This window comes from Nocardioides sp. F233, from assembly GCF_057813895.1.
The window spans coordinates 389653-407283 of record NZ_JBVASH010000002.1 but is presented as its reverse complement, the minus strand read 5'-3'; the positions used below and the strand labels follow the sequence as shown (position 1 = coordinate 407283).

17 protein-coding genes are annotated in these 17631 nt (G+C 72.2%); 10 read left to right on the top strand and 7 right to left on the bottom strand.

Features of this window, described 5'->3' with window-relative positions; genetic code table 11:
• Positions 1-8: 8 nt before the first annotated feature.
• Positions 9-1241, bottom strand: coding sequence for a calcium-binding protein (locus ACZYRU_RS08335; RefSeq protein ID WP_488956616.1), 1233 nt, complete (start codon positions 1239-1241; stop codon positions 9-11).
• Between the two features lie 312 nt (positions 1242-1553).
• Between ACZYRU_RS08335 and ACZYRU_RS08330 the strand changes: the two genes are divergently transcribed.
• A complete protein-coding gene (locus ACZYRU_RS08330; protein WP_488956615.1) occupies positions 1554-3182 on the top strand; it encodes a GMC oxidoreductase in 1629 nt (542 codons plus the stop codon).
• A gap of 55 nt (positions 3183-3237) precedes the next feature.
• On the opposite strand, the gene ACZYRU_RS08325 is transcribed toward ACZYRU_RS08330, so the two are convergent.
• Together ACZYRU_RS08325 and ACZYRU_RS08320 are read right to left on the bottom strand one after the other, a co-directional pair.
• A complete protein-coding gene (locus ACZYRU_RS08325) occupies positions 3238-3894 on the bottom strand; it encodes a response regulator transcription factor (protein ID WP_488956614.1) in 657 nt (218 codons plus the stop codon).
• Positions 3891-5828: a sensor histidine kinase gene (locus ACZYRU_RS08320; protein WP_488956613.1), complete on the bottom strand. Its 1938-nt coding sequence runs from the start codon at positions 5826-5828 to the stop codon at positions 3891-3893. The genes ACZYRU_RS08325 and ACZYRU_RS08320 overlap by 4 nt, the downstream gene beginning before the upstream one ends.
• Positions 5829-5949: 121 nt before the next feature.
• On the opposite strand from ACZYRU_RS08320, the gene ACZYRU_RS08315 reads away from it, so the two are divergent.
• Positions 5950-6837, top strand: a complete 888-nt coding sequence (locus ACZYRU_RS08315) for a CPBP family intramembrane glutamic endopeptidase (protein WP_488956612.1) — start codon at positions 5950-5952, stop codon at positions 6835-6837.
• A 94-nt stretch (positions 6838-6931) separates the two neighbouring features.
• Positions 6932-7171 (top strand): hypothetical protein, encoded by a 240-nt coding sequence (locus ACZYRU_RS08310; protein WP_488956611.1) that lies wholly within the window; start codon positions 6932-6934, stop codon positions 7169-7171.
• A gap of 4 nt (positions 7172-7175) precedes the next feature.
• On the opposite strand, the gene ACZYRU_RS08305 is transcribed toward ACZYRU_RS08310, so the two are convergent.
• Genes ACZYRU_RS08305 through ACZYRU_RS08295 form a run of 3 tightly spaced genes read right to left on the bottom strand, consistent with a single transcriptional unit; the run spans position 7176 to position 8748 of the window.
• Complete coding sequence (locus tag ACZYRU_RS08305) at positions 7176-7487, bottom strand: DUF202 domain-containing protein (RefSeq protein ID WP_488956610.1); 312 nt, start codon at positions 7485-7487, stop codon at positions 7176-7178.
• Positions 7484-7846: a YidH family protein gene (locus tag ACZYRU_RS08300; protein ID WP_488956609.1), complete on the bottom strand. Its 363-nt coding sequence runs from the start codon at positions 7844-7846 to the stop codon at positions 7484-7486. Before ACZYRU_RS08300 ends, ACZYRU_RS08305 begins: the two co-directional genes overlap by 4 nt.
• Positions 7843-8748 carry a LysR family transcriptional regulator gene (locus tag ACZYRU_RS08295; RefSeq protein ID WP_488956608.1) on the bottom strand — a complete coding sequence of 302 codons (906 nt, stop codon included), beginning with the start codon at positions 8746-8748 and terminating at the stop codon, positions 7843-7845. The genes ACZYRU_RS08300 and ACZYRU_RS08295 overlap by 4 nt, the downstream gene beginning before the upstream one ends.
• Before the next feature lie 235 nt (positions 8749-8983).
• Here ACZYRU_RS08295 and ACZYRU_RS08290 point away from each other — a divergent pair, with 235 nt between their 5' ends.
• The 7 genes from ACZYRU_RS08290 to ACZYRU_RS08260 all read left to right on the top strand — a co-directional run bounded on the left by ACZYRU_RS08290 (position 8984) and on the right by ACZYRU_RS08260 (position 17408).
• Positions 8984-9997, top strand: coding sequence for an ABC transporter substrate-binding protein (locus ACZYRU_RS08290; protein WP_488956607.1), 1014 nt, complete (start codon positions 8984-8986; stop codon positions 9995-9997).
• A 12-nt stretch (positions 9998-10009) separates the two neighbouring features.
• A complete protein-coding gene (locus ACZYRU_RS08285; protein ID WP_488956606.1) occupies positions 10010-10798 on the top strand; it encodes an ABC transporter permease in 789 nt (262 codons plus the stop codon).
• Entirely contained in the window at positions 10795-11568 is a 774-nt protein-coding gene (locus tag ACZYRU_RS08280) for an ABC transporter permease (protein WP_488956605.1), read from the top strand. Before ACZYRU_RS08285 ends, ACZYRU_RS08280 begins: the two co-directional genes overlap by 4 nt.
• A 59-nt stretch (positions 11569-11627) precedes the next feature.
• Complete coding sequence (locus tag ACZYRU_RS08275; RefSeq protein ID WP_488956604.1) at positions 11628-12407, top strand: ABC transporter ATP-binding protein; 780 nt, start codon at positions 11628-11630, stop codon at positions 12405-12407.
• Complete coding sequence (locus tag ACZYRU_RS08270) at positions 12404-13987, top strand: sulfatase family protein (RefSeq protein WP_488956603.1); 1584 nt, start codon at positions 12404-12406, stop codon at positions 13985-13987. The genes ACZYRU_RS08275 and ACZYRU_RS08270 overlap by 4 nt, the downstream gene beginning before the upstream one ends.
• An 18-nt stretch (positions 13988-14005) precedes the next feature.
• Entirely contained in the window at positions 14006-15649 is a 1644-nt protein-coding gene (locus ACZYRU_RS08265) for an amidohydrolase (protein ID WP_488956602.1), read from the top strand.
• A 358-nt stretch (positions 15650-16007) separates the two neighbouring features.
• Complete coding sequence (locus ACZYRU_RS08260) at positions 16008-17408, top strand: hypothetical protein (protein ID WP_488956601.1); 1401 nt, start codon at positions 16008-16010, stop codon at positions 17406-17408.
• A 23-nt stretch (positions 17409-17431) separates the two neighbouring features.
• Here the strand turns inward: ACZYRU_RS08260 and ACZYRU_RS08255 are convergent, their stop codons facing one another.
• Complete coding sequence (locus ACZYRU_RS08255) at positions 17432-17581, bottom strand: hypothetical protein (RefSeq protein ID WP_488956600.1); 150 nt, start codon at positions 17579-17581, stop codon at positions 17432-17434.
• Between the last annotated feature and the right edge of the window lie 50 nt (positions 17582-17631).

The following is a 17631-nucleotide window of genomic DNA, read 5'->3' as shown; positions in this document are numbered from 1 at the left end:
GCTGGGGATCAGCTCGGATCCGTGGCCGGCTCGAGGCGCCAGGTGTAGCTCACCACGAGACCGCCGTCCGGGCCGTCGGGCGTGACGGTACGGCTGCCGGTGAGCGGGTGCGTCGGATCGTCGGGGTCCCAGGTCTGGTACTTCGCGGTGTCGGCGGCCCTGTTGGTCATCGGATAGCTCGTCGTCCCCCACGGGCAGCTGATCGAACCGGGCGTCCGGGCCGCCGGGCCGCTCCACTGGAGGTCGTAGGTCCCCGAGAGCTCGTCGAGCGCCATGGTGACCGACAGGTCGCCGTCCGCCAGGTCGCCGGATCCCTCGATGGTGCACTCGCTGTTCTGGCCCGTGCCGGTCCAGCTCCCGGAGAGGCCGGAGGCGGCGGTGAGGTACCAGGTCCTGCCGTCCTGCTTGAAGTACTGCTCGACGTAGGCCGTCACGACCCACGAGATCTCGGTGTTGTAGTTGGTGCCGTTGGTGTAGTTGGACGTGCCCTCGATGGCCAGCTTCCAGCGCTCCGGCACGGCGGGGATCCGGCAGGAGATGTGCACCTCGGCGTCCGGTGCGCAGAAGTCCGGATCGTCGGCTGTGTTCTCCGGACCCCCCGGCGCGCCACCGTGGCAGGTGTCGGTGCCGGCACCGCCGTGGCACTCGTCGACGTCGTCGTCACCGTCGAGCCGGTCATTCCCGCCCCCACCGAAGATGCGGTCGCTGCCGGGACCGCCGTGCACCGCGACGTCGTTCCCGTTGCCGAGGAGGATCAGGTCGTTGCCCGGCCCGCCGTCCTGCCGGCCGGGAGCATCGGCACCGGTGATCTGGTCGTCACCGTCGCCTCCGATCAGGGCGACCCCGCCGGCACCGGCGGTCAGGACGTCGTCGCCCTGCTCGCCGTACAGCACCGCCTGGGGACCATCGGCCCTCAGCCGGTCCTCACCGGGGCCGCCTCGCACCCGGCTGCGGCGGCCCTTCACCGTGACCCGGTCGTTGCCCGCGCCCGCGCAGACGACGTCCGCGCCGCCGCGGCCCTCGATCCGGTCGTTGCCGTCGCGGCCGACGATGACGTCCTTGCCGCGGGTGCCGCGCAGCACGTCGTCCCCGGCGGTGCCGACGATGGTCGCGCGCAAGCCGCCGCACCGTGGCTTCGCGGCCGCGTCGGCAGATGAGATGGGTACGGCGAGTGCCGCCGCGATCGTCAGCAGGCCGGTCAGGGCGCCGACGCGCAGGCGTCGGCCGGTGGGGTGTTCCATGGGCTCCTCGGTTTCGTGGTCGGACGTCGTGCCGACGTGGGGACGCGGCAACGCCCTCGATGCTGGTGCGCCCGGCCGGAGGCCGACAGCCACAGCCGGCAGGTGTGGGGGAAGCGTGGGGGTCGGCTCCAGCGTCGTGGCCGCAGACCCGCACCGGCCATCCCGCAGCGCGGGGTACTTCACGCCCCAGAGAGCTGGGGGGCCGAGCGAATATCGGAACCCGCGTCAGGTTACTTGCCAGTAAGTAGTGACGAACCCTCACCACAACCGATAGAACACGTTCTGATTCTTGCCCATCGTGATGGAGGTCACATGTCCGAAAGCCCCCGTTCCGCGTCGTCCAGGTTCACCCGTCGCGGATTCCTGGCGACCACCGGAGCCGCCGTCGGCGCCGCGTCGATCGGCCTGCCGGCGATGACGAGTCCCGCCGCCGGAGCCGCCATCGGCGACGGCGCGCAGGTCCCGGCGCTCGTGATCGGCACCGGGTACGGCGGCGCCGTCGCCGCGCTCCGGCTCGCGCAGGCCGGCGTACCCGTCGAGATGATCGAGATGGGCATGAAGTGGGACACCCCCGGCTCGGACGGCAAGATCTTCCCCAAGGTCACCTCGCCCGACAAGCGCGCCTACTGGCTGCGCACGAAGACGAAGGCGCCGGTCAGCAACTTCTTCGGCTTCCCGATCGACTCCGACATCCCTTGCTACACGGGGGTTCTCGACGCCGAGGACTTCGCCGGCATCACGGTCTACCAGGGCCGCGGCGTGGGCGGCGGCTCGCTGGTCAACGGCGGCATGGCGGTGACGCCGAAGCAGTCGCGGTTCAGCTCGATCCTGCCGTCGGTCGACGCCGCCGAGATGTACACCACCTACTACCCGCGGGCCAACGCCGGCCTGGGCGTCGGCCAGATCGACCCGACCTGGTTCGAGACCGCGGACTGCTACCGCTATGCCCGCGTCGGCCGCTGGCACGCCCAGCGCTCCGGCTTCGCGTGGACCTTCGTGCCCGACGTCTACGACTGGAACTACATGAAGGCCGAGCAGGCCGGCACCGTCCCGCGGTCCGCGCTCGACGGCCAGGTCATGTACGGCAACGACTACGGCAAGAAGTCGCTCGTGCAGACCTACCTCGCCCAGGCCCTGGCCACCGGGCGGGTCAACGTCTCCCCGCTGCACAAGGTCACCTCGGTCGCACCGGTGTCGGGCGGGACCGGCTACACGGTGACGATCGACCAGATCAACACCAACGGCGACACCGTCGCGACCAAGACCGTCACCGCCGCGAAGGTCTTCTTCGCCGCCGGCAGCGTCGGCACCAGCAAGCTGCTGGTGAAGCTCAAGGCGACCGGCGTGCTCCCCGACCTCAACGGCGAGGTCGGCAAGGGCTGGGGCGACAACGGCAACGTCATGTGCGGCCGCGCCAACCACATGTGGGACAACACCGGCACCCTGCAGTCGACGATCCCGTGCTCGGGCATCGACAACTGGGACGCCGGCGGCGCCTTCGCGGAGGTCGCTCCCCTGCCGACCGGCATCGAGACGTACGCGTCGCTGTACCTCTCGATCACCAGGACCACGCGCCGCGCGGAGTTCAGCTGGAACGCCTCCACCGGCAAGGTCGACCTGTCCTGGCAGAAGGCCTGGAAGCAGGACTCGATCAACATGGCCAAGACGATCTTCGACAAGATCAACAGCAAGGAGGGGACGATCTACCGGACCGACCTCTTCGGCGGCTACAAGATCTGGCAGGACGGCCTGACCTACCACCCGCTGGGCGGCGCCGTGATCAACAAGGCGACCGACAACTACGGCCGCCTGCACGGGTACGACGGCCTGTACGTCATCGACGGCTCGCTGATCCCCGGCAACACCACGGTCAACCCGTTCGTCACGATCACCGCGCTGGCCGAGCGCAACATCGACAACATCCTGGCCAACGACATCTGATCGCTCCGGCACGCTGTCGGCCCCGCTGTCCCCCAGACGGCGGGGCCACAGTGCGTCAGGGGGTCCCGAGGCCGGCTTGACGAGCCCGTACGACGGCCTGCGCCCGGTCCGCGACCTGGAGCTTGGCGTAGATGGCACTGACGATGTTCCGCACGGTCTTCGGGCTGAGGAACAGCGTGCGGGCGATCTCCGCGTTGGCGAGGCCGTCGGCCAGGAGGTCGAGGATCTCCCGCTCCCGGGCGGTCAGCTCGGGGAAGGGACTCGGCTCGGCGGGAGCGTCCTTGAGGCCTTCGGTGAGGAAGCGGCGGATCCGGCCGGCGACGGCAGCGCCGTACACCGCCTCGCCGCGGGCCACGCTGGCCACGGCTGCGAGCAACTCGGTGCCGGAGGCCCCCTTGAGGACGTAGCCCCGGGCACCGGCCCGCAGGGCAGCGAACACCGAGGCGTCGTCCTCGCTCATCGTCAGCACGAGCACGCCGAGGTCGGGATCGTGGTCGACGAGGCGCCGGGTCGCGTCGATGCCCGACAGCCCGGGCATGGTCAGGTCCATCACGACGACGTCCGGGCGGGTGTCGACGACGACACGCACTGCCTCCTCGCCATCGCCGGCCTCGCCGACGACCTGGGCGCCGCCGAGGTGCTCGAGCACGGCACGCAGCCCCTCGCGCACCATCGGGTGGTCGTCGACCAGCACGACCCGAAGTCCGTTCACGCCTCCTCCTTCCAGGGCAGCTCGGCCCGCACCAGGGTGCCGGCGCCGGGGGCCGCGCCGCGCCAGAACCGGCCGCCCACCTCCGCCGCGCGCTCGCGCATGCTGGCCGAGCCGACGCCCTCGACGACCTGGTCCGGCATCCCCCGGCCATGGTCGCGCACCTGCACCCGCAGCCACGCACCGTCCACGTCGACCGCGATCGTGACCGCGTCGGCGGCTGCGTGCCGCACCGCGTTGGACAGCGCCTCCTGGGCGATCCGGTACGCCGCCACCTCGACCGCGGCCGGGAGCTCCGGAAGCGCGGTCGCCTCGACCCGGACCCGCGGCCCTGCTCCAGGGGTCAGTGCGAGGTCCTCCAGCGCGCCCACCAGGCCGAGCTCGTCGAGGGCAGCCGGACGCAGCTCGTGCACGATCCGGCGGACGTCGCCGATCAGGGTCCCGGCGAGCCCGCGAGCCCGGGCCATCGCCCGGGTGCCGACGTCCTCGCGCTCGCCGGCCAGCGCGATCGCCAGGTCCAGCTCCATGCCGACCGCCGCCAGCCCGGGACCGAGCCCGTCGTGCAGCTCGCGGCGCAGCCGGCGCCGCTCCTCCTCCCGCGCGGACACGACCAGCGCACGCGAGCGTCGTACCTCCTCGTCGAGCCGGGCGGTCGCGAGAGCCAACGCGAGCGGGCGGGCCAGCTCCGCGAGCACCGTGCGATCGGCAGCGGAGAGCTGTTCATCGGGCGAGCGTCGCGCCACGCGCAGCTCCCCCTCGGTGCGACCGGCCGCGACGAGGGGCACGGTGAGGTCGTCCGCCGGTACGTCGCCGTGGGCGGAGACGGTGCGACCGGCACCGTCGAGCACCACCGCCGCCGGCAGCCTCAGGGTGGTCGCGACGACGTGCGCGGCGCCCTTGAGCGGGGTCTCCGACGCATCCTCGAGCCGGCGGCCGAGCAACGACAGTGCCGCTCCCGGGTCACCGCGGTCCCCGAACAGCAGGTGGGCGAGGGCCCGCTGCACCTGCTCGCGCACCGGAGCGAACGCGACCGCGACCACCGCGGCCCCCAGGATCGGCACGTCGACGACCGCCACCACGGCGACGTAGACCCCGAGCAGGACGGCGGACGCCACGACGTGCACGAGGGTACGGCGGACCACGACCTCGATCTCGAACAGCCGGTACCGGAACACCGAGAACGCCACCGCCACGGGCATCGTCGTCAACGCCAGGCCGACCAGCCACAGCCCGAGGACCGACCCGGTCGGCAGTGCTGTGTCGACGACGACCGCGACGGCGATGGCGAGCCCCGCACCGAGGGGCGGGTACATCTGCCGACGCTCGGCCTCGCCGCGCTCGCCGCGCAGCCGGCTCACCAGGGCAGCGGAGCCGACGACCACCGCCGCGACCATGACCACTCCGAACGCAGGGCCCACCACGTCGTCGGTCGGGAACCGGCCGACCGGGTTGTCGACCACCACGCCCCACGCCCAGGCCTCGTCGCGAAGCATGAGGACGACCGCCAGCGCGACGCCGAGGAGGACCTCGCCGACGAGGACCGGCCGCCAGGCCGGCGAGGGCAGCCGGCCGTCGGGCAGGAGGAGCAGCACCAGAAGTGCCGGCACGAGGCCGACGACGAAGACCCAGTTGGTGATCCAGAAGGCGGCCGCCTCGAGCGGCCAGCCGCCGGCGTGCGCGGCGACGGCGTACCCACCCGCCGCGGCCTGGGCAGCCAGCCCCAGCGCGGTGATGCAGAACAGCCAGCCGATCGGCTGGCGCGGCAGCCGGGACAGCACCAGCCCTCCGACCGCAGCACAGCTCAGGCCGACCGCGACGTCGAGGCCGAGGTACCCGGGCTCGGGGGCACCGGCGGACCAGGCCAGGGCCACGCCACACACCAGCAGGACCACGACCGTTGCGGAGACGACCAGAGGCAGGGCTGAGGGGCGGGGCACCGGCCCATCCTCGCGGAGCGTGCCGGGGCCCCGGTAGGGACACGGGTCCCGACCTCGGACGTGACCGCGACGGGACCGCTGCCTCCTGCGCCGGGACCGGTCCGGGCGGTGGGGTGGCGCCATGACGACCACTCCCATCGCGGCTCCCCCTCCCACCAGCCCCGAGCGCACCCGGCGGTTGCACCGCGGGCTCGCGGCGTTCGCCGCCACCGAGGTCGTCGCGACGATCGGCCTGGTCCTGGTGGCGCGAGCCAACGGCGCCGACATCGAGCACCTGGACGACGTGCCGGCCGCCGGCCAGCTGGCGCTGTTCGGCGGGGCCTTCGTCCCCACCCTCTCGATGCTGCTGGCCTGGCTGACCAGCCGGATCGGTCCCGACTGGGGTTTCCGCCCGGTCCGACCCGGGCTGATCGCCGTCGCCTGGGTGGTGCCGGTGCTGGGCGCCGTCCTGGCCTACCTCCCGGCCTGGCTGAGCGATGTCGCCGACTTCGAGGTCACCGGCCTCGAGGACTCCTTCGGCGGCTTGCCCGCACCGCTCGCCGTCGTCGTGGCCCTGCTGCCGGGACTGGCGCCGTGGATCGCGCTCGCGCTGGGCGAGCAGCTCGGCTGGAGCTCGTGGCTGGTCGTGCGGCTGGCGGAGGTCGCCGGACGCGGCACGGTCGCGACGACGTACGGCATCGCGTGGGGGCTGGCCCACGTGCCGCTCATGGTGTTCATCCCCGGCGCCGTCCCCGACGGCATCCCGCTCGGGTACGCCGTCGCGATGTTCCTCGTCCAGACCACCGCGCTGGCCTGGCCTCTCGTGTGGCTGCGCCTGCAGAGCCGCAGCATCTGGCCGGTCCTGGTGCTGCACGCCGGGCTGAACGCGACCATCTACTTCGTCGGAGACCCGCTCACGGTCGAGGGCACGCGCACCGACTGGTACCTCGGCGAAGGCGCCCTGCTGACCGCGGCCGGCATCCTGCTCGCCGTCCTCGCCACCGCGCGGTGGTGGCGCACGGACGGCTGAGCGGCGCACGTCACAGAGGGGCCGGGACTATCCCGGCCCCCCTGCCGTGTTCCTCCGACCCGGCCACCTCCAGCCGGTCGACCCGAGGAGCACCATGTCCGAGCTCGCCGTCCCCGCCCCGTCGCGGCACCAGAACGCGCTGATGATCTGGCTGGCCGTCTTCCCGACGCTGACCGTGCTCAACCTGCTGCTCGGCGGCTGGCTCGGGCACCTGCCGGTCGTGCTGCGCACCTTCGTGCTCGCCTCGATCGCGGTGCCGATCGTGGTCTACGTCGTCGTGCCCCGGCTGCACCGGGTCCGCACTCGCGTCCTGGCGCGCCGCCTCGCGGCCTGAGCGGTCACCCGAGGACGAGGACGAGCGAGCCCAGGCCCACGAGCCCACCGAGCGCGGCCGCCACGGCGGGGAGCCGGCCGTCGAGGTCGCGGCGCAGGTCGCCGCCGGGCCTGCGACGCGGGTGGCGACGAGACACACCGGCGAGCGCAGCGACGGCGACGAGGGCACCGACGGCGATCACCAGGATCGCGGCCGCACCGTCGACCGCGAGCAGCACCCGGGCCTCGACGAGCAACACGCCGAGCAGCGACAGCACACTGCGCGACCACGCCAGCCGGGTCCGCTCGGTCTGCGTGCCCTGCTCGGCGGCGGTCACGACGTCCCCAACGTCAGCGCGACCAGCACCAGGCCGCCCGCGGCGACCAGCGTCACCAGCGCGATCCCGAGCGGCAGGCCGGGCAGCGGCCGCGCCTGACGCAGCGCACGTTCGTTGGCCATCCACCTCAGCCAGGCCAGGCCGCAGCCCGCGACACCGGCGATGATCAGGCCTGCGGCGACCCACCGGCGTGGGGTCTCGGGCAGGGCACTGGCCAGAGAGTCCAGCGCGACACCGGCCGCCATCAGGGCGAGAGCAGTGCGGATCCAGGCCAGGAAGGTCCGCTCGTTGGCGAAGGTGAACCGCGGGTCCGGCTCGGCACCGAGGTCGTAGACGCTGCGCGGACGGCGCGTGGTCACAGCTGCTCCCCCTCGGCGCCGAAGGGCGCCATCTCGAGGGCGAGGTCGATGAACGCCCGCGCCGCCGGGGACAGCGGGCCCTCGCGACGCACGATGCCGATCTCGTGGGCGACCGCGGGCGTCGTGCCGACGACCTTGGCGCCGAGCTCGGCGGCCTCCTGGGCCATGTGGCGCGGGAGGAGCGAGGCGCCGACGCCGGCCGCAACGAGCTTGGGGATGGTGGCGCGGTAGATCGTCTCGACCACGATCCTCGGCTCGGTGACGTTGGCGATCGCGAGCGAGTCGTCGAGCCGCTTGCGCGACGCGGTGCCCGGCGGGGTCGCGATGAGCGGGAGCTCGGCGAGCACGGAGAGCTCCACCGGACCGGGGCCGGGGTCGGGGCTGTCGGGCGGAAGCACCAGGAAGAACTCCTGCTCGCCGAGGGGGATCGCCTGCAGCCCGGTCGTCGCCGACGGCAGTCGCACCACCCCGATCTCGCACTGGCCGCCACCGACGATCGCCGCGGCACCGCCGGGCACGTCGCAGTCGGTGATCCGCACGTTGATGCCGGGGTAGAGCTGGCTGAAGCGACCCAGCAGCGCGGTCAGCGGATGCGCGGCCACGGTCGGCGTGGAGGCGATGTCGAGGGTGCCGTCGTACCCACCGCGGACCTTGGCCACGGCAGCGCGCGCGACCGCGTGATCACGCAGCACCTGGCGGGCCGGCGCCAGCAGCGCCTCGCCGGCTGCGGTCAGCTTGACCTTGCGGCCGAGCCGGTGGAACAAGGTGACGCCGAGGTCCTTCTCCAGCGCCGCGATCGCCTGCGACAGCGACGGCTGGGTCACGTGGACGGCCTCCGAGGCCCGCCCGAAGCCGCCCTGGTCGACGACGGCGACGAAGTACTCGAGCTGGCGACGTTCCATGACCGCCAGCGTACGCCGAGAGATAGGTGATGGCTATCAGAGGAACCGCTCGTCGGCGCAGAACGAGGCGAACGACGGGTCGAATGACCGCCTGGCGAGCGCAGCGCCCGCACAACTCATAGGAAGCGCCTATCGTTCGGGTACGAAGTTTCCATTAGACCTCCGGCCCGGACGGCAGCACGCTGGTGTGACCTCGGATACACCGACCGCCGTCCCGCCCCATCCTGGAGGACCCATGAAGACCCTGCGCACAGGGCTCGCCGCCGCCACTGCCGCCGCACTCGCCCTCGCCCTGACCGGCTGCGGAGGCGGAAGCGGAGGCGACGAGCGCACGACCGAGGACGGGCTGAAGGTCGTCACGGTGGCCTACACCCCGATCTACTCCGTCGGCGCCCTCAAGCTCGGCATGGACCAGGGCTTCTTCGAGAAGCAGGGCCTGCGCGTCGAGCTCAAGCAGGTCGCCAACCCGCCCAGCGGCATCGCCGCCGTCGCCGGTGACGAGGTCGACTTCAACTACACCCCGTCGATCCCGTTCGTGAACGCCATCGCCAACGGCATCCAGCTCGAGATCGTCGGCGCCGCCGACGGCTACGACGAGGGCACCAAGGCCGCCGTCGAGGCCGACCCGTCACTCGCGCTCCAGCACGACGACAGCGGGGTCGTGGCCGCGGCCGACTCCGGCATCACCCGGGCCCGTGACCTCGAGGGCAAGACCGTCTCGGTCCCCGCCCGCGGCGCCCAGCTCGAGGTGACGATCGCGGCAGCGGTCAAGGCCGACGGCGGCGACCCGGCGAAGATCGACTGGATCACCCTCGACTTCCCCAGCGCGGTCAGCTCGCTGAAGTCCGGTCGGGTCGATGCCGCCGGCCTCGTCGTCCCGTTCCTCTCCCAGGCCGAGGACGCCGGCGGCAAGCTCGTCCTCTCCCCCGGCCTCGCGTTCTTCGACGACGGCGCGGTCGGCATGTGGGTCACCTCGGCGTCCCTGGCGAAGCAGGACCCGGAGATCGTGAAGTCCTTCCAGGCCGCGGTCGAGCAGGCGAACGAGTACGCCGAGGCGCACATCGCCGACGCCCAGAAGGCCGCCGCCGACGTGCTGAAGACCGACGTGGCCACGGTGCAGGCGGGCTCGGAGCCGGCGTTCCCCGCGACGGTGGACCCGGCCGACGTCCAGTCGGTGATCGAGCGGATGAAGGAGCTCGGCTACCTGAAGAAGGACATCGACGCCGCGTCCCTCGTCTTCGGCAGCTGACGGAGGACGACGATGCCCACCCTCCGCCCCGGCACCGTGCGGCGCTACGCCGTCGGCGCGGCCAGCATCGCGGTGACCGCCCTGCTCTGGCAGTGGGCCGTGACCGGGCCGCTCGCCGACAAGCCGTTCGCGACGGTGCCCGAGATCCTCGGCCGGCTGCGCGACTTCGCCGGCGACCCGCTGTTCTGGTCCTCGCTCGGCGAGACCTTCCGGGTCGCGGCCATCGGCCTGGTCATCTCGGTCGTCCTCGGCGTCGCGGCGGGCATGCTGGTCGGCCAGTCCGACCTGGCCTACCGCAGCACCCGCGTCCTCGTGGAGTTCCTCAAGCCGATCCCACCGATCGTGATCCTCCCGCTGCTGGTGCTGGTGCTCGGCCCGACCGGCGACATGGGAATCTTCCTCGTCGCCTTCGGCGGGGTGTTCCCGCTGATCACCCAGACCGCGCACGGCGTCCACGACGTCGACCCGGTCGCGGCCGAGACGGCACGCTCCTTCCGGCTCACCCGCTGGCAGCGGATCCGCACCCTGGTGGCGCCGACGGCCCTGCCCTTCGTGGCCACGGGGGTCCGGATCAGCGCGAGCGCCGCACTCGTCATCGCGCTGGTCTCGGAGATCATCGGCGGCGCCCCGGGCCTCGGCAAGGACCTGGTCCTCGCCCAGACGACCGGCGACTACCCGGCCATCTACGCGCTGGTGGTGACCTTCGGCGTGCTCGGTGTCCTCGTCAACTCCGTCCTGGCCGCCGTCGAGCGGCGCGCCCTTTTCTGGCACTCCTCGGTCCGATCGGAGGTGACGGCATGACTCGCCGACTGTGGCTGGTGGCCCTCGAGCTGTGGCTGCCGATCGTCGTCCTGACCGGCTGGTGGCTCTGGTCCGCCGGCGCCGCGGAGCCGTTCTTCCCGCCGCTGCAGGAGATCCTCACCCGGTTCCGCGAGATGTGGCTCTTCGACCAATTCGTCAGCGACGTGCTGCCGAGCCTGCGCAACATGGCGGTCGGCTTCGGCATCGCCTCCGTCGTCGGCATCGCCGTCGGCATGGTGCTGGCCCGGGTCCGCCTGCTCCGCGAGGCGTTCGAGCCGCTGATGCACTTCGTCCGGGCCACCCCGGGTGTCGCCCTGGTGCCGATCTTCATCCTGCTCCTCGGCTTCGGCCCGAGCATGAAGATCTCGATCATCGCCACCGCGGCGGTCTTCCCGACGATCATCGCGACCATGGACGGCGTGCGCAGCGCCGACCCGGTGCTGCTCGACATCTCCCGCGCCTACCAGCTGAGCCGCCGGCAGCGGGTCACGAAGGTGCTGCTCCCCTCGGCCGGCCCGCAGATCTTCGCCGGCCTCCAGGTCAGCCTCCAGGTTGCGTTCGTGGTGATGATCGCCAGCGAGATGCTCGGCTCGACCGAGGGCATCGGCGCGCTCACCCTGCTGGCCCAGCAGAGCTTCGCGGTCACGGACATGTGGTCCGGCATCGTGCTGCTCGGTCTCCTGGGCTACCTCGTCAACCTTCTCTTCCTCCTCGCCCGCGGTCGTGTCCTGCACTGGTACGACGGCGCTCGAAAGGCGGCCAAAGAATGAGCACCTCCACCACTCTCCCCCGCACCCCCTCCACCTCTCCGACGACAGGAGCTCCGACGATGAGCGAACGCCAGGTCCGGCTCTCGATCGAGGGCCTGCACAAGGGGTACGGCGCCGGCGCGGCCCGCAAGGAGGTCATCTCCGACCTGACCTTCGACGTGCACGCGGGCGAGTTCGTCTGCATCGTCGGCCCCTCGGGCGCCGGCAAGACCACACTCCTCAAGTGCCTGACCGGCCTGCACCCGGCCAGCTCGGGCGCAGTCCGCCTCGACGGCAAGGTCGTCGACGGACCACCGCGCCAGATGGCGCTGGTGCTGCAGGAGTACACCCGCTCCCTGATGCCATGGCTGACGGTGGAGAAGAACGTCCGGCTCCCGCTGGCCAACCTCAAGATCGGCAAGGCCGAGCGCGAGCAGCGGATCACCGACGCCCTGCGCGAGGTGGGCCTGTCCGACGTACGCACCAGCTATCCGTGGCAGCTCTCCGGCGGCATGCAGCAGCGCGTCGCGATCGCCCGCGCCCTGGCCTACCGGCCCGAGGTGCTCGTGATGGACGAGCCCTTCGCCTCCGTGGACGCGCAGACCCGCGCCGACCTCGAGGACCTGATGCTCAAGGTGCGCGAGGACTTCGGCATCACCATCGTGCTGGTCACCCACGACATCGATGAGGCGGTCTACCTGTCCGACCGGGTCGTCGTCGTGACCAAGGGCCCGTGCACGGTGGACGAGATCATCCCGGTCGAGCTGCCGTTCCCCCGCGACCAGATCGCGACCAAGTCCGACCCGCGCTTCGTCGACCTGCGGGCGCGCGTCTTCTCTCGGATCAAGGCGTCCGCGTGAGCAAGGTCCGCGGCGTCGTCGTCCTGGTCGCCGACCAGCTCCGCGCCGACCACCTCGGCTTCGGTGGCGGCCAGGTGCCGACGCCCCACCTCGACGCCCTCGCCGCGAGCGGAACCGTCTTCGACCAGGCCTACGTCGCCAACCCGACGTGCATGCCCAACCGGGCCACGATCGCGACTGGCCGTTGGCCCTCGACGCACGGCACCCGCACGAACGGCGTCACACTGGACTGGGACGCCCAGACCTTCATGCGCTCGATGCAGCGCTCGGGCTGGAACACCGCCGCGGTCGGCAAGCTGCACTTCCAGACCATGGGCTGGCCCTACGAGGACGACCAGCTCGCCGACATGGCGCGGCATGCCCCCGAGCTGGTCGACGCGGCCCTCACCGACGCGGTCGAGCGCGGACGCCCGGCGCAGTGGGACACCTGGGAGAGCTTCGACCGGCACCGGCCCGCCCGCCTGGAGCTGCCGCCCGATTACTACGGCTTCGACACCGTCGACCTGGTGATCGGTCACGGCGACGCCCCGGGCGGCCACTACACCCACTGGGCGCGGGCCCGCGGCCTCGACCCGGACACCGTGCGGATCATGGGCGACGCGCTCGTCGGCTACCCCGGCTGGGACCAGGTGTACCAGTCCGAGGTACCGGTCGAGCTGCACCCGACGACCTACGTCACCGAGCGCGCGATCGACCGGCTCGAGCAACTCGCGGCCGGCGACGCGCCGTTCTGCCTGTTCGTCTCCTACCCCGACCCGCACCACCCGTTCGCTCCCCCGGGCGACTACTGGCACCGGGTCGACCCGAGCGCCGTCGACCTGCCGGCGACCTTCTTCGACCGGCACGACCGCTCCCCCGAGCACGTGCGACAGATCGTCGCCGAGCGCGGCCGGCCCGCCGCCGACCCGACCATGACCTGGTCGCCCACGGAGGAGCAGTACCGTCACGCCCTCGCGGCCGAGCTCGGCCTGGTCTCGTTGCTCGACGACAGCATCGGGCGGATCCTCGGCCGGCTCGACGACCTCGGCGTCGCCGACGACACCGCGGTCGTGTTCACCGCGGACCACGGCGACCTGTTCGGCGACCACGGTCTGATGCTCAAGCACTTCGTGCACTACCAGGGCGTGACCCGGGTCCCGCTCGTCGTCCGGGCGCCCGGCGGTGACGCCGGTCGTTCCTCGGCCCTGGTGAGCAGCGCCGACATCGCGCCCACCCTGCTCGACCTGGGCGGCGTGCCGTCGTACCGCGGCATCCAGGGCACCAGCCTCCGATCCCTGGTCGAGGGCCGCGCCACGGCGGTGCGACCGCGGCTGCTCGTCGAGGAGGACCAGCCGTTCGGGCTGCCCGGCCTCCCCGGCCCGGTCCACATCCGGACGCTGCTGACCGAGGACGCCCGACTCACCGTGTACGGCGGCCACGACGTGCGCGAGCTCTACGCCCTCGACGAGGACGCCGACGAGACCACCAACCTGGCCGACACCGTCGACGGCGCGGCGCTCCAGGCCCGGCTCACCGCCGACCTGGCCGCCGAGCTGATCCGGCTCAGCGACACCGGCATCCGCCCCGCCGCGTCCGCCTGACCCGCCCGAAGGAGCACCGTGCACGCCGACCTGATCCTCCACTCCGGCACCGTCGTCACCGTCGACGCTGGATTCTCCACGCACTCCGCCGTCGCGGTGCGTGGGGACCGGATCGTCGCCGTCGGCGGCGACCGCGACATCCGCGACCTCGCCGGTCCCGGGACCCGGATGGTCGACCTCGCCGGCGGCGCGGTCCTGCCGGGGCTCAACGACTCGCACCTGCACCTGCAGTGGTGGGGCCTGGCGCGCTCGCAGGTCGACCTGTCGGCGGCCGGCTCGCTCGGCGAGGCCCGGGAGCTGGTACGACGCCACGCGGCCGCGCAGCCCCAGGGAGCCTGGGTGCGGGGTCGGGGGTGGCACGAGCGCGTGCTGGCCGGGGACGACCCGCTCGGCCCGACGGCCGCCCTGTTCGACGACGTGTGCGGCGGCCGCCCGATGTTCCTCGAGCACTTCAGCGCCCACGGCGGACTGCTCAACACCGCCGGCCTCCGGCTGGCGGGGATCAACCGAACGACCGCGGCTCCTCCGGGTGGCGAGGTCGTGCGCGACCCGGCGACGGGCGAGCCCACCGGCGTGGTCAAGGAGGCCGCCCTGCAGCTGCTCGACGGGGTGCTGCCCGCGCCGACGGCGGCCGAGCGGGAGGCCGCCGTGGTCGACGCGATCGCCGAGCTCAACCGGCGCGGGATCACCAGCCTGACCGATCCGATCGTGACGCCGGAGATGCTGCGCGACTACGTGGCGCTGCGGCGCGAGGGCCGGCTCTCCGCGCGGCTGACCACGCTGCTGCACTGGACCTGGCCGTCGGTCCAGACTCCGCTCGCCGTCCTCGAGGAGGCGATGCGGTACGTCGGCTCGACCACCGGCCTCGGCGACGACCTGCTGCGCATCGGCGGGTGCAAGCTCATCGCCGACGGCGTCGCGGCCCTCGGCACCGCGTGGATGTCGGCGCCGTACCACCACGAAGGCACCTGCGGCTCGCTCGTCACCGAGGGCGCCGACGACGCCGAGCGGGTGGCTGCCCTCCATGCGCTGGTCCGGCTGCTCCACCGGCACCGGTTCCAGGTCCAGGTCCACGCCACGGGCGACCGGGCCTGCGACACCGCGGTCGAGGCCCTGGTCGCAGCCCTGACCGAGGACCCCTGGCCGGACGCCCGGCACGTCCTCATCCACGCCAACCTGCCCTCGGCCGCGACGGTCGAGGCGATGGCCCGGCACGGCATCCTCGCCAACGTCAACGCGCTGGTGAAGTGGCAGGCCGCCGCCGGTCTGGTCGGCGTGCTCAGCCAGGAGCAGTGGCACCGGATGATGCCGGCCCGATCGATGGTCGACGCCGGCGTCGTCGTCTGCGACGCGTCCGACGCCCCCATCACCGACCCCGACTGGCGCCTGGCGCTGCAGATGCTGGTCACCCGGGTGCCCCGCGGCAGCGACGGCCCGTGCGGTCCCACCGAGCGGCTGACCCGCGAGCAGGCGATCCGCGCGTGGACCGCGGCACCCGCCTGGCAGGACCACGCCGACCAGGAGAAGGGCACGGTCGAGCCGGGCAAGGTCGCCGACCTGTGCGTCCTCGCCGAGGACCTGATGAGCGTTCCGGACGAGGAGCTGCACGCTGTCACGCCGGTCATGACCGTGCTCGGCGGCCGGGTCGTGCACGAGAACTGAGGCTGCCTGCGCGGACTTCACGCGTGTAATCGGCGCAGTGGTGGGAGTCGCAGCGACGAGCCGGCCGGTGGTTGAGGTGCGAGGAGCGCCAGCGACGAGCCTCGAAACCACCGGACCCTCCTCACGAACCTGTCCGAAGGCACCGGTCGCGTAGCCGGCACAGTCTCTTGAAAGGCGCAGCGACGAGAAGGGTGCGTAGGGGCTGGGTTCCGCGGTCGGCCTGCCTCCCCGGAGGTCGAGGAGGTCGCGCAGCGACCGTCACGAGACCACCGCAACAACCTCGAAAACCCGCTAGAAACAAGGCGAAAGTCCTCCGTCAACACTGGTCGTTCGAACATGTGTGCGATAGAATCGGATCATGATCTCGGACCTCTCGGAAGCCACACCGGAGCAGCTGCTCCACGCGGCCGAGGGCGGCGTCCGCGACCGTCGTACGGCCGAGGTGCGACAGCTCGAGCTGCTGCTCGCCTGGGCCGACCTGCACTCCGGTGACCCGCAGGCCGAGCCCGACGCGGTTCCGGTGAGGTTCGGCGGTCCGAAGCTGATCAGCCTCGGCGGCGACGGCACACCCGAGGTGGTCGACCTCGCGCTGGTCGAGATTGCGATCGCCCGCCACGAGAACGTCCTGGCGACCCGTAGTGCGCTGGCGGATGCGTTCGACCTGCGCCACCGGCTCCCTGCCGTGTGGGCCGGCGTGAAGGACGGACGCTGCGAGGTCTGGGTGGTGCGGAAGGTCGCCCGGATGTCGCGCAAGCTCGACCGCCACCAGGTCCGGATCGTCGACGCCGCGGTCGCCGCCGCCCTGGACGAAGCACCCTCGCGGATCCTCACCATCGCGGAGGCCAAGGTCATCGAGGCCGACCCGGTCGCCCACGCCGAGCGGATCCAGGACAACCAGAAGGGCAAGGGTGTCTGGTACCCCCAACCCCGCCCCGGCTCGCAGGTCGACGACACCGACAACACCGCCGGTATCGGAGTCGTGTTCGCGCGGATCGACGAGGCCGACGCCGCCGAGCATGCTCGGATGGTCGAGGACCTCGCCACCGCGCTCGCCGAGCATGCCGACGTTCCCGACGGCGCAGAGCCGCTGGGCATGGACCATTGGCGCGCCGAGGCGTTCGCGATGCTCGCCGACCCTGCTGCGGTGCTCGCGTTCCTCCACGGCGTCGAGGCCGACCCCGAGTCCAGTAGCGCCCCGGCCGCATCGGCCGCCGAGATCGTCGTCCACGTCGCCCAGCAGGCCGACGGCAGCCTCGGCCCGCTGGCCCGGGTCGAAGGCCTCGGCCCCCGCCTCCTCGACCAGGTCCGCGGCTTCCTCCGCCGCCACACCAACGTCACGCTCACCCCGGTCATCGACCTCCACACCGGCCGCTCGGTCAACGGCTACGAACACCCCACCGACGTGAAACGCCGCACCGAGCTCAGGACGATCGGGGACGTGTTCCCCCACGCCACCGGCCTCTTCGCCAAGCGGGGCAGGGCACCCGACCACGACCACACCACGCCGTACGACAAGCACGGACCACCCGGCCAGACCGGCGACCACAACGACACCCCACTGGCCAGGCACCACCACCGGGCCAAGACACACGTGCCCGGATACACCGTCCTGCAACTCGGACCCGACCGCTGGGTCTGGGGCACACCCCACGGCCTCTACCGGCTCGTGACGACCACCGGCACCACCACGATCACCCGGGCCGAGTTCCACCTGCACGCACAGCAGGCGATCGTCCTCGCAGGCGACTACGCCGCCTGACCCCTCCCCCTCCTCCTTCGACGTCAGCCTCCGCAGGTGGCTCCCGCGATCGACCGTCCGAGCACGATCTCGACACCGAGGACCTTGATCCGCAGGGCCGTCTGGGTCACCGTGTTGCCCGAGCGGGTCTGCTCGTCGATGGCGACCGTCACCAGGCCGAGGTCGACCTTCACCTAGGTGCTGAGGCCGCCGGCCGGCACCACCTGACCGCGCGGTCAATCGG

Coding starts and splice junctions, on each gene's coding strand:
- ACZYRU_RS08335 (WP_488956616.1), bottom strand. CDS start 1,241: ATGGAACACCCCACCGGCCGACGCCTGCGCGTCGGCGCCCTGACCGGC.
- ACZYRU_RS08330 (WP_488956615.1), top strand. CDS start 1,554: ATGTCCGAAAGCCCCCGTTCCGCGTCGTCCAGGTTCACCCGTCGCGGA.
- ACZYRU_RS08315 (WP_488956612.1), top strand. CDS start 5,950: ATGACGACCACTCCCATCGCGGCTCCCCCTCCCACCAGCCCCGAGCGC.
- ACZYRU_RS08310 (WP_488956611.1), top strand. CDS start 6,932: ATGTCCGAGCTCGCCGTCCCCGCCCCGTCGCGGCACCAGAACGCGCTG.
- ACZYRU_RS08295 (WP_488956608.1), bottom strand. CDS start 8,748: ATGGAACGTCGCCAGCTCGAGTACTTCGTCGCCGTCGTCGACCAGGGC.
- ACZYRU_RS08290 (WP_488956607.1), top strand. CDS start 8,984: ATGAAGACCCTGCGCACAGGGCTCGCCGCCGCCACTGCCGCCGCACTC.
- ACZYRU_RS08285 (WP_488956606.1), top strand. CDS start 10,010: ATGCCCACCCTCCGCCCCGGCACCGTGCGGCGCTACGCCGTCGGCGCG.
- ACZYRU_RS08280 (WP_488956605.1), top strand. CDS start 10,795: ATGACTCGCCGACTGTGGCTGGTGGCCCTCGAGCTGTGGCTGCCGATC.
- ACZYRU_RS08275 (WP_488956604.1), top strand. CDS start 11,628: ATGAGCGAACGCCAGGTCCGGCTCTCGATCGAGGGCCTGCACAAGGGG.
- ACZYRU_RS08260 (WP_488956601.1), top strand. CDS start 16,008: ATGATCTCGGACCTCTCGGAAGCCACACCGGAGCAGCTGCTCCACGCG.